Origin of the sequence: Sphingosinicella sp. CPCC 101087 (assembly GCF_004151485.1) — a bacterium.
GTDB lineage: Bacteria > Pseudomonadota > Alphaproteobacteria > Sphingomonadales > Sphingomonadaceae > Allosphingosinicella.
Map to the genome: position 1 here is coordinate 1 of NZ_SBFF01000025.1, position 9,992 is coordinate 9,992.

The 9,992-nt window shown below is 68.8% G+C and carries 12 protein-coding genes and 1 riboswitch; of the genes, 7 read left to right on the forward strand and 5 right to left on the reverse strand.

What is annotated here, in order from left to right:
* From EKM57_RS21540 to EKM57_RS21550, 3 genes are all read left to right on the forward strand, one after another.
* Nucleotides 1-447 (forward strand): acyl-CoA dehydrogenase family protein (locus EKM57_RS21540; protein ID WP_256386930.1); only part of this gene is annotated, 447 nt, incomplete at its 5' end.
* Between the two features lie 19 nt (nt 448-466).
* Nucleotides 467-1,582 carry a CaiB/BaiF CoA-transferase family protein gene (locus tag EKM57_RS21545; protein WP_129794601.1) on the forward strand — a complete coding sequence of 372 codons (1,116 nt, stop codon included), beginning with the start codon at nt 467-469 and terminating at the stop codon, nt 1,580-1,582.
* A gap of 95 nt (nt 1,583-1,677) precedes the next feature.
* The gene (locus EKM57_RS21550; RefSeq protein WP_129794602.1) at nt 1,678-1,920 is read left to right on the forward strand and encodes a hypothetical protein; all 243 of its coding nucleotides are present in this window, start codon (nt 1,678-1,680) and stop codon (nt 1,918-1,920) included.
* Nucleotides 1,921-1,957: 37 nt separating this feature from the next.
* On the opposite strand, the gene EKM57_RS21555 is transcribed toward EKM57_RS21550, so the two are convergent.
* Nucleotides 1,958-2,494 (reverse strand): GNAT family N-acetyltransferase, encoded by a 537-nt coding sequence (locus EKM57_RS21555; protein ID WP_129794603.1) that lies wholly within the window; start codon nt 2,492-2,494, stop codon nt 1,958-1,960.
* Between the two features lie 37 nt (nt 2,495-2,531).
* On the reverse strand, nt 2,532-2,762 hold the full coding sequence (gene rpmE, locus EKM57_RS21560) for a 50S ribosomal protein L31 (RefSeq protein ID WP_129794604.1): 231 nt from the start codon (nt 2,760-2,762) through the stop codon (nt 2,532-2,534).
* A gap of 105 nt (nt 2,763-2,867) precedes the next feature.
* Nucleotides 2,868-3,037, forward strand: a riboswitch (cobalamin riboswitch).
* A 95-nt stretch (nt 3,038-3,132) separates the two neighbouring features.
* Between rpmE and EKM57_RS21565 the strand changes: the two genes are divergently transcribed.
* From EKM57_RS21565 to EKM57_RS21580, 4 genes are read left to right on the forward strand one after another with little or no spacing between them, the layout of a single operon-like run.
* The gene (locus EKM57_RS21565) at nt 3,133-4,986 is read left to right on the forward strand and encodes a TonB-dependent siderophore receptor (protein ID WP_129794605.1); all 1,854 of its coding nucleotides are present in this window, start codon (nt 3,133-3,135) and stop codon (nt 4,984-4,986) included.
* Nucleotides 4,955-5,758, forward strand: a complete 804-nt coding sequence (locus EKM57_RS21570) for an ABC transporter substrate-binding protein (RefSeq protein ID WP_165357616.1) — start codon at nt 4,955-4,957, stop codon at nt 5,756-5,758. The genes EKM57_RS21565 and EKM57_RS21570 overlap by 32 nt, the downstream gene beginning before the upstream one ends.
* Nucleotides 5,755-6,723, forward strand: coding sequence for an iron ABC transporter permease (locus EKM57_RS21575; RefSeq protein ID WP_129794607.1), 969 nt, complete (start codon nt 5,755-5,757; stop codon nt 6,721-6,723). The genes EKM57_RS21570 and EKM57_RS21575 overlap by 4 nt, the downstream gene beginning before the upstream one ends.
* Complete coding sequence (locus EKM57_RS21580) at nt 6,720-7,424, forward strand: ABC transporter ATP-binding protein (RefSeq protein ID WP_165357617.1); 705 nt, start codon at nt 6,720-6,722, stop codon at nt 7,422-7,424. The genes EKM57_RS21575 and EKM57_RS21580 overlap by 4 nt, the downstream gene beginning before the upstream one ends.
* A gap of 44 nt (nt 7,425-7,468) precedes the next feature.
* Here the strand turns inward: EKM57_RS21580 and fabZ are convergent, their stop codons facing one another.
* The 3 genes from fabZ to EKM57_RS21595 form a co-directional block, all read right to left on the reverse strand.
* The gene (gene fabZ / locus EKM57_RS21585; RefSeq protein WP_129794609.1) at nt 7,469-7,951 is read right to left on the reverse strand and encodes a 3-hydroxyacyl-ACP dehydratase FabZ; all 483 of its coding nucleotides are present in this window, start codon (nt 7,949-7,951) and stop codon (nt 7,469-7,471) included.
* Complete coding sequence (locus EKM57_RS21590) at nt 7,951-8,562, reverse strand: OmpH family outer membrane protein (RefSeq protein WP_129794610.1); 612 nt, start codon at nt 8,560-8,562, stop codon at nt 7,951-7,953. Before EKM57_RS21590 ends, fabZ begins: the two co-directional genes overlap by 1 nt.
* On the reverse strand, nt 8,562-9,992 hold a 1,431-nt coding region (locus EKM57_RS21595; protein ID WP_165357618.1), incomplete at its 5' end, for a BamA/TamA family outer membrane protein. The genes EKM57_RS21595 and EKM57_RS21590, both read right to left, overlap by 1 nt.

Consider the following 9,992-nt stretch of genomic DNA (forward strand, 5'->3'; position numbering starts at 1 on the left):
TTCGGCTGCCTCAACCGCGCCCGCTACGGCATCGCCTGGGGCTCGATGGGCTCGGCCGAGGCCTGCTACGAGGCGGCACGGCGCTACACGCTCGAACGCAAGCAGTTCGGCCGCCCGCTCGCCGCGACCCAGCTCGTCCAGCTGAAGCTCGCCGACATGGCGACCGAGATCGCCCTGGGGCTGCAGGCGGCGCTGCGGGTCGGCCGCCGCCTCGACGCCGGAGAGCTCGTCCCCGAGACCATCAGCCGGATCAAGCGCAATAATGTCGGAAAGGCGCTCGCCATCGCCCGCATCGCCCGCGACATGCACGCCGGCAACGGCATCAGCGCCGAGTTCCAGGTGATGCGCCACGCCGCCAACCTCGAGACCGTCAACACCTACGAAGGCACCCACGACGTCCACGCCCTGATCCTCGGCCGGGCCATCACCGGCCTCGCCGCCTTCTAGAGAGGAGCCGGAGCCTGGGATGGACAAGCCGCTCTCCGGTCTCAAGGTGATCGAGCTGGCCCGCATCCTGGCGGGCCCCTGGGCGGGCCAGCTGCTCGCCGACCTCGGCGCCGAGGTGATCAAGGTGGAACGGCCCGGTTCGGGGGATGATACGCGCGGCTGGGGGCCGCCCTTCGCTGCCGACGGAAGCGCCGCTTACTTCCACGGCTGCAATCGCGGCAAGGTCTCGATCGCCATCGAGCTCGACACGCCGGAGGGGCAGGAGAAGGTGCGCGCGCTGGTCCGGGAAGCCGACGTGCTGATCGAGAATTTCAAGGTGGGCGGGCTCGCCCGGTACGGGCTCGACTATCCCTCCTTGCGCGCGGTCAATCCGCATCTGGTCTATTGCTCGATCACCGGCTTCGGGCAGGACGGGCCTTATGCGCAGCGCGCCGGATACGATTTCATGATCCAGGGGATGGGCGGGATCATGGACCTGACCGGCGATCCGGGCGGCGAGCCGCAGAAGATCGGCGTCGCCTTCGCGGACATCTTCACCGGTGTCTATGCGTCGACCGCTATCCTCGCGGCGCTACGGGGCCGCGACGCCACCGGCGAGGGCTGCCATATCGACATGGCATTGCTCGATACCCAGGTAGCGGTGCTCGCCAATCAGGCGATGAACTACCTGGTTTCCGGCGACACTCCGCATCGGCTCGGCAACGCCCATCCCAACATTGCTCCCTATCAGACCTTCGCGGTCGCCGACGGTCATGTCATCATCGCGGTCGGGAATGACGGGCAGTTCCGGCGGTTGTGCGCCCTGCTGGGCCAACCTGGGCTCGGCGAGGATCCGCGATTCGGCAGCAATGCCGACCGGGTGAACAACCGTGCGGCGCTGACGGCTGCCCTTGCCCCGTTGGTCGCCCAGCGTCATCGCGGCGAATTGCTCGCTGCGCTTGCCGCGTCCGGCGTGCCGGCCGGGCCGATCAACGACGTCGCCCAGGTCTTCGCCGATCCCCAGGTGGTAGCGCGCGGCCTGAAAATAGACCGGGGCGGCATACCCGGCGTGGCCTCCCCGATCGTCATAGACGGTCACCGCCAGGTCGCCGACCAGGGCAGCCCACAGCTGGGGTCCGGCGCAGCGTCCGAGTGAGGGACTCTCCCCACAATGGGGGATTGAAGCGCGTCGTTGCTTCTCTTAGCAGCCCCGCTTCATTCGTCTGAAGCCGGGGGGTGGAGGGGAACCACATGAAGTTCGTGCTCGTCGTTGCGTCCGCCGTGATGCTGCCTTCGATCGCCGTCGCGCAGAATGCCGGCTCCACCGCCCAGGCTCCGTCCGGCCAGGCGAGTTCAACCCCGGGCCGCGCCCAGTCGCGCGATGAAGAGCGCGTCTGCCGCCGTATCCAGGCCGATACCGGTTCGCGCCTCAGCGACAATCGCCGGGTGTGCATGACCCGCCGCGAGTGGCGCGAATACGACCGCAATAACTGACCGGATCCCGCCCAGGCCGATCGCGGCGGGGCGCTGTCTACCGCCGCCGCCTGAACAGCAGGATCCGCTCTCCGCGATAGGTCGCGTCCTCGCGCAGGTCGAAGCCCGACCGCTCGGCGAGGCGGATGGAGCGCGCATTTTCGGGATCGATGATCGCGGTGATCTCCGGCGCCCCGAGCTCCGCGTCGGCCCAGTCGAGGGCGGCCGCCACGGCTTCGGAGGCATAGCCTTGCCCCTGGCCATGGGGAGCGAGGATCCAGCCCATTTCGGGAAGCCCCTCAATAGAGGGCTTCATGTCGCGCTTGAAGTCTGCGAACCCGACCTGGCCGAGAAAGACCCCATCGTCGCGACGCTCGACCGCCCAATAGCCGTAGCCGAGGATCGTCCACAGGCCGGGCGCACAGAGCATTCGGCGCCAGCTATCCTCGCGCGAGAGGACTGCCCCGCCGAGATGCCGGGTGACCTCCGCATCGCCGAGAATAGCCGCCTGGGCATCGAGATCGGATTCACGGAAGCCGCGCAGCCGCAGGCGCGCGGTTTCGATCGACGGGATGGCCCGCGAGCTTCCGGTCATGGTTTCCGGCCCGATCTGGGGCCGGAACGCCGCGCCCTCACTTCTTGCCGAGGGTCAGACCGCCGAAACGCTTGTTGAAGCGAGCCACCTGGCCGCCCTGATCGAGCATGCGGTTCCCGCCGCCGGTCCACGCCGGATGGACCTTCGGATCGATGTCGAGCTGCAGCGTGTCGCCTTCCTTGCCCCAGGTGGAGCGGGTCTCGAACACGGTGCCGTCGGTCATCTGCACCTTGATCATATGGTATTCGGGGTGGGTACCGGTCTTCATGTCGTTGTTCTTCCGTGATTTTGGCTGGTTCCGACCAGCCTGCGGGTCAGACAGGGCGCGATTTAGCGACTGGGGGCACGATTGACAAGTCTGGCTGGACCGCTCTAGCCGGGTCTCTGTGAAGGTGCCGCCCCTCGAAAGGCGGTGAAAATGGGAAGCCGGTGAAATTCCGGCGCTGTGCCCGCAACTGTAAGCGGATAGCCCCTTCCCTGAAGTGGGGAAGACCAGGCGGTGACCCGCGAGCCAGGAGACCTGCCTTCGCCGTCGTCCGCGCCCGGCCGGGATCAGCCTGCGGCGCGTGGCACGGCGTGGCGAAAGCCGCGCGGTACCTCCGTGACGACAGTGACGTGTCGCTCAACGGAGGTTTACGATGTCCCCTTCCCTTCTCTTCCTCGCGGCCGCCGCGCTCGAGGGTGAATCCATCCTCGTCACCGCCGCCCGGGAGCCGCTTGGCGCAGACGAGGCGCCGGTGTCGGCGACAATGCTCGACGAGACTGTGCTCGAGGATCTGTCCCTCCCCGCCGCGGCGGACCTGTTGAGGTTGACCCCCGGAGTTTCGGTGGCCGCGACCGGGCCGCGCGGCACTCAGACCCAGGTGCGTCTGCGCGGTGCCGAGGCCGGCCACACCTTGCTGTTCGTCGACGGGATACGCTTCAACGATCCAGCCGCCGGCAACGAGGCGCGGTTCGAGCTGCTCGGCGCCGACCTGTTGTCGCGGATCGAGCTGGTGCGCGGTCCTCAGTCGGCGCTCTGGGGCGCCGAGGCGCTCGGCGGCGTTGTCGCCGTCGATACTGCCGACCCGTTTCGAGCACGCGGCCTGGCCGCGCTGGCCGAATATGGAAGGCTCGACAGCGCCCGGCTGTTCGGCCGATACGCCATTCGCACCGGCGACGTCGGGATCAACGCCGCGGCAGGGTGGCAGCGCAGCGACGGGATCGACTCCTTCGGGGGAGGCGGCGAGCGCGACGGCTTCGACCAGTTCAACGCCACCCTCAAGGCGGTCTATCGTACGGGCGGGTTCGAAGCCGGGGCGACGGGCCATTGGGTCGAAGGCAGCAGCCAGTTTGACGGATTCGATCCGGTCACCTTCCTTCGCGCCGACACGCTCGACGAGACCGAGAACCGGATCGGCGCGACGCGCGCCTGGGCGTCTTACGAGGCCAACGACTGGTCGGTGCAAGGCGAAGCGGCCTATCTCGACAGCGCCAATCGCAATCGGCTGGCCGGTGCGCCGCTCAACGTGACCTTCGGCGACCGGCTGACTTTCGGCGGACAGGTGGCACGGCAACTTGGCAGCCACCGGCTGATAGTTGCCGTGGATCATCAGTCGGAGGGATTCCGGGCGAGCGACACCGCATTCGGCGGCGCCACCGCACAGGACCGGGAGCGCAGGCTCGCCGGCCTGGTGGGCGAGTGGCGGGCCGAATGGAGCGAGGCCGTCGCGACGGATGTCGCCGTGCGCCGTGATTGGTTCAGCGCCTTCGAGGATGCCACGACGGTGCGCGCCGCCTTGCTCGTCCGTCCGGCGCGGGGCTGGACCCTCCATGCTGCCTATGGCGAGGGCATCGCCCAGCCGACCTTCTTCGATCTCTATGGCTTTTTTCCTGGTTCCTTCGTCGGCAATCCTGCGCTCGCCCCGGAGCGCTCGCGTGGCTGGGAGGCGGGGGTTCGATGGGCCGGCGGAGCCTTCTCCGCCGAGGTTACCGGCTTTTCGGCACGGCTGAGAGACGAGATCGTCGACGTCTTCGATCCGGTCACCTTCCTGTCGAGCACCGAAAATGCCGACGGCACGAGCCGGCGTGACGGGGTCGAAGCCGCGCTCGGCTATCGCGCCGACGAGCGGCTCGAGATCCTCGCCAACTACACTTTCCTCGACGCGGACGAACAGAGGGTGGCCGGCACCGCCCTGCTGCGCGAGGTGCGCCGCCCGCGGCACAGCTTCAATCTCATTGCGCATGGCAGGTCCGGCCGTTTCCGCTGGGGGACGAGCCTGGCCTATGTCGGAGCACGGATCGATACCGACTTCGACCTCGTTCCGGCAGCCACGGTCCGGCTCGACGACCATGTCCTCGCCTCGCTGAACATCGCTTACCGGCTGCTTCCGCAGCTGGAACTGTTCGCTCGCGCCGAAAACGGGTTCGATGCGGATTATCAGGACGTGGTCGGCTACAACACGCCGGGACGTACGGTCTATGCGGGTCTTCGCGTCGCTCTCGGCAATTAGCCTGGCGCTCGCCGCACCGGCGCTTGCCGAGCCCGCTGCGGCCGCGCCGCGGCGAGTGGCGTCGCTGAATCTGTGTACCGATGAGCTGGTCCTGGCCCTCGCCGCGCCGGATCAGATCGTCTCGGTCACCCATCTCGCGCAGCAGGCGGCGGAGACGAGCCTGTGGCGTCAGGCGCAACGCTATCGTCGCAATGACGGCAGCCTGCTGTCGGTGGCGGCGCTGCGTCCGGACCTGGTGGTGACCATGGGTGGCGGCGCCCGGGACCGGCTGCGCATCGCGGAAAGGCTCGGCATCGCGACCCTGGATCTCCCCTTCCCGCTCACCCTCGACGATGTGGCGCGCAGCGTCCGGATGGTGGCCCGCGCGCTGGGCCGGCCCGCCGCCGGAGGCGCCCTGCTGCGCCGGATGGCGGCGCTCCGGGCCACGGCGCCAGCGGCCCGGACCGACACGATCTGGCTCGGCGGCGGCGGCCGCACCTATCCGGCGCAGGGTCTCGCCGCCCAGTGGATGGCGCTCGCCGGCTTGCGCCAGCGGCCGGTTCAGGGCGACCGGGTGCCGCTCGAGACCTTGATCGCACGACCGCCGCAGGTGCTCCTGCGCAGCGACTATCGTTCCGGCCAGTTCTCGGCCGAGCAGCGCTGGCTGAACCATCCGGCGGCGCGTCGCGCGCGCGGGTCGCGCACGATCGTGACCGACGGGCGGCCATGGACCTGCCTTGGTCCGGCGATGATCGACGAGATCGAGCGCTTGCGCAGCGAGGCGGCGCGATGAGCCGCGCCCTCGCCGCCGGTCTGGCTTTACTCCTCTCGCTGGCTTTCATCGCCTCGCTGACGACGCCCTGGAGCCCGATCGCCGCCTTGTTCCCGCAAGACCCGGAGCTCGCTTGGGCGCTGCTCGTCGAGCTTCGGCTTCCCCGTGCGGCGCTGGCCCTGGTCTATGGCGCGACGCTCGGCGCATCGGGCGCCGCGATCCAGGCCCTGTTCGCCAACCCGCTCGCCTCGCCCGATCTTACCGGAACCACCAGCGGCGCTGCTCTGGGCGCGGTCGTCACCGCTTACCTGCTCGGCTTCACCGCCCCGATCGCCCTTTCGCTCGGAGCGGTGGCGGGAGCGCTCGGGGCGCTCGCGCTTCTGCTCGCGTTGGCGGGTCCGCGCGCGGAGACCGCGACCCTGTTGCTCTCGGGACTGGCGATCAGCGCGCTTGCCGGCGCCCTGACGACGCTGGCGCTCGCCCTCGCCCCCTCCCCCTTCGCATTCTATGATGCTTATGACTGGCTGATGGGATCACTGGTCGACCGGAGCCTCGCCCAGACCGCCTTCGCCGCGGTTCCGGCGCTGCTGACCATTGCCTGGCTGCTGCGGCTCACCGGACCGCTCGACAGCCTCGCGCTCGGCGAGGAGGTCGCCCAGTCGCTCGGGCATGACGTGCTGAGGCTTCGCCTGCAGATCGTCTGCCTGACCGCCCTGGGCGTCGGCGCCTGCGTCGCGATCGCCGGCGCGATCGGCTTCATCGGGTTGGTGGCACCCATCTTCGCCCGGCGGCTGACCCGCGGCCATCCCGGACGCGCACTGCTGCCCGCGGCGGCGATCGGGGCGCTGCTGCTCACCGCGGCCGATCTCGCCGTCCGCACCGTTCCGCTCGGACGGACGCTGCCGATCGGCGTCGTCACCGCCCTGCTCGGGGCGCCCTTCTTCCTGTGGCTCGTCGCCCATATGCGCTTCAGGCTTCGGTCGTGACGGCGCTGCTCCAGGCGGAAGGCCTCGCCCTGCCGGGTCGGCTTTCCGAGACCGGCCTGACTTTGGCGGCCGGCGAGATCGTCTGCCTCATCGGCCCCAACGGCAGCGGCAAGACCAGCCTGCTTCATGCCGTCACCGGCATCGGCGGTCCGTCGGGCAGCGTGCGGATCGACGGTGACGATCCATGGCGTGCCGGGCCGGCGCGGCGGGTGCGGCTGCTGACCTATCTGCCCGCCACGCGCGAATTGCGCTGGCCGCTGCTGGCGCGCGACCTCGTCCGGCTCGGCGGCGCCGGACCCGAGGAGGTCGAGGCGTCGATCGCGCGGCTTGACCTGGGAGCGGTGGCAGAGCGCCGGGTCGACCGGCTCTCGACCGGCGAACGCAGCCGCGTCCTCATCGCCCGCGCCTTGGCGCCTCGGCCAAGGCTGCTGCTGCTCGACGAGCCCACCGCGAATCTCGACCCGCTCTGGCAGATCCGGCTGATGGAGATGCTGAAGGCGGATCTCGCCAAGGAAGGTGGGGCGGCGCTGGTCGCGATCCACGATCTTGACGCGGCCGGCCGCTATGCCGACCGGCTTCTGGTCATGCAAAGCGGGCGGATCGCCGCCGACGGCGCCCCGGCCGAGATTTTCGCAGGACCGTGGATCAGGGACATCTTCGGGATCGAGCGTCGCGAGGGGGTCTGGCAGCCGGCGACCTGAGCGCCCGCGCAGTCACTGGGCTTTGGGTGGGCAACGCGCCCGGTTCAATCCGCCGGAGGATCCGCGATCATCGCCGTGAAGTTGGCCTCGGCGGCGAGCTTGTCGCCGATCGAGGCTCGTCCGGCAAACTTGCAGACGCTGGAGCGCTTCTGGACGAACCCCACGTCGAGCGTCAGCAGCACGCCGGGTTCGACCGGAGTGCGGAACTTCGCGCCGTCGATCGCCATGAAATAGACCAGCTTGCCCGACCCGGCGAGGCCGAGGGATTCGACCGCGAGTATGCCGGCGGCCTGCGCCAGCGCCTCGACGATCAGGACGCCGGGCATGATCGGCCGACCGGGGAAATGGCCGGCAAAGAAAGGCTCGTTGATCGTCACCGCCTTGGTGGCGACGATCCGCCGGTCGATCTCGATCGTCTCGACCCGGTCGACCAGCAGCATCGGGAAGCGATGCGGCAGCGCCGCCATCACCCGCCTCACGTCGAGCGGGCCGATGGCGGCACCGGTGTCTCCGGCCAGATTGGGCATTAACGGCCCTGGGGCTGCTGCTGTTGCGGCTGCTGCGCCTGCTGCTGCGGCGGCGGTGCGTTGACGTTGAGCGGCGTGGTGTTCTGGTTGACCACGGCCAGGACGGCCGGGGTGATGTCCACCGACTGGGCGATGGCCAGGGTCGCGCCGGCATCGACGACGATCGTGGCGCCGCGCTGCTGCATCACTTGCTGGATCGCCGGTTCGATGCGCTGGCCGATCTGCTGCCGCACGAAGGCGACGTTGCGCTCGACCTGCTGCTGGCGCGTGCCGATTTCCTGCTGCGCGGTCTGCTGCTGGGTCTGGAAGGCCGTGATGCGCTGGGTGAGCGCCGCATCGGGCTGCTGGCCCTGAGGCAGCGCGCGCAGCGCGGTCTCGATCGCCTGGCCTTCGGTCTGGATCGGCGTCCGCAAGGCGTCGGCGCGCTGCTGGAGCTGCTGGAGCTGCTGCTGCAGCTGGGTGTTCGCTGCGGCGCAGACGGTGCACTCGCGCATGATGCGGTCGGTGTCGACGACGCCGACCACGGCGGGTGGCAGCTGCTGGGCCGGCGCGGCGACCGGAAGGGCGAAAGCGAGTGCGGCTGCAGCCGCGCCAAAGGTGAATCTGTTCATCAGAAGGCAGTCCCTACGTTGAATGTGAAGAGCTTGGTGTCATCGCCAGGCTCGGAAAGAAGCGCTTTGGCTATGTCGATCCTGAACGGTCCGAACGGAGAATTCCAGTTGACGCCGATGCCGATCGAAACGCGCGGGCTCGGCGTGTTCCCAAGGAAGAATTCCCGGAACGGCTGGATCGTCTGGACCTGAAGCAGGTCGGTGCCCGTCGGGCAGGTGCCGCTCGGCGGGATCGGGGTGACCACCGGGCTCGTGCCGCCGGTGGTGCACTGCCGCGAGCCGCTCGAATCGAGGATCGGCTGGAACAGCCGGGGGTCGCCCGGCGGGATGTCGTCGACCGCCGGCCGCCGCACGCCGAACAGCGCGCCGACGTCGACGAATACCGATGGACGCAGGCCGAGGTCCCGGGCACCCGAGCCGAGCGGGATCTCGAGCTCGGCCCGGCCGAGATAATAAGCGCGGCCGCCGATCGCGTCGTCGACGATGCTGTTGGGATCGTCGTTGAAGGTCGGGTTGCCGGAATCATCCAGCACAGGGTCGCCATCCTCGTCCGTGATGTAGAAGCGGCGCTGGATGCGCGGCCCGACGCCGCGAATGTCGAAGCCGCGAATCTGCGGGCTGCCGAGGAAGAAGCGGTCGGTGAGGCGCAGCGGATCGCGGTTGGGCCCGCCCTCTTCGAAGCTGTGGATATAGCCGCCCTCGAGTGAGACGGAGAAGATGAAGTTGTTGAAGACGTTCCAATATTTGGCGGCGCTGGCGCGGGTGCGCAGATATTGCGTGTCGCCTCCGACGCCGGCGAAATCCTGGCTGAACAGCAGGCGCTCGCCGCGGCTCGGCCGGATCGAATTGTTGAGCGTGCTGTAGAGCAGCGAATAGCCGACGCTCGACGTCAGCCGGTTGCCGATCACGTCGCACAGATAGCGACCCGCCTTCAGCGGATCGCACTCCGCCGGCTCGGGGCCGGAGCCGTCGGGATCGGTGAAGAACAGCTCCTCGCTGAGCGTCACCTCGTCATAGACGAGGCCGTAACGCAGCGCGAGGCTGAGATTCTCGGTCAGCGGCACGCCGGCGCGAAGCTGGCCGCCGGTGCTGACCTGCTGGTAGGTTGTCTGGCGATCGTTGTTGAAGAAGTTGAAGCTGTTGAGGTCGCGCCGGTAGATGTCGAAGCCGACGGCGATGTTGCGGTCGAACAAGGCAGGCTCGGTGAAGCCCAGCTCGACCGACTTGGAATAGCTCGAATAATTGACCGCGGCACGGAGTTCCTGGCCGAGGCCGCGGAAGTTGCGCTGCCGGATGGAAAGGTTGACCAGGAAGCGCTCGAGGCTGGAGAAACCGGCGGAGAATTGAAGCTCGCCGGTGGCTCGCTCCTCGACGGCGACGCCGAGCACCACCCGGTCCGGGGCGGAGCCTTGTTCCTGGGTGATTTCCAG

Bases quoted from the DNA above. Each gene is read 5' to 3' on its own strand.
- EKM57_RS21590 (WP_129794610.1), bottom strand. From the start codon at position 8,562: ATGAACAGATTCACCTTTGGCGCGGCTGCAGCCGCACTCGCTTTCGCC.
- EKM57_RS21550 (WP_129794602.1), top strand. From the start codon at position 1,678: ATGAAGTTCGTGCTCGTCGTTGCGTCCGCCGTGATGCTGCCTTCGATC.
- EKM57_RS21570 (WP_165357616.1), top strand. From the start codon at position 4,955: ATGCGGGTCTTCGCGTCGCTCTCGGCAATTAGCCTGGCGCTCGCCGCA.
- EKM57_RS21545 (WP_129794601.1), top strand. From the start codon at position 467: ATGGACAAGCCGCTCTCCGGTCTCAAGGTGATCGAGCTGGCCCGCATC.
- EKM57_RS21565 (WP_129794605.1), top strand. From the start codon at position 3,133: ATGTCCCCTTCCCTTCTCTTCCTCGCGGCCGCCGCGCTCGAGGGTGAA.
- EKM57_RS21575 (WP_129794607.1), top strand. From the start codon at position 5,755: ATGAGCCGCGCCCTCGCCGCCGGTCTGGCTTTACTCCTCTCGCTGGCT.
- EKM57_RS21555 (WP_129794603.1), bottom strand. From the start codon at position 2,494: ATGACCGGAAGCTCGCGGGCCATCCCGTCGATCGAAACCGCGCGCCTG.
- rpmE (WP_129794604.1), bottom strand. From the start codon at position 2,762: ATGAAGACCGGTACCCACCCCGAATACCATATGATCAAGGTGCAGATG.
- fabZ (WP_129794609.1), bottom strand. From the start codon at position 7,951: ATGCCCAATCTGGCCGGAGACACCGGTGCCGCCATCGGCCCGCTCGAC.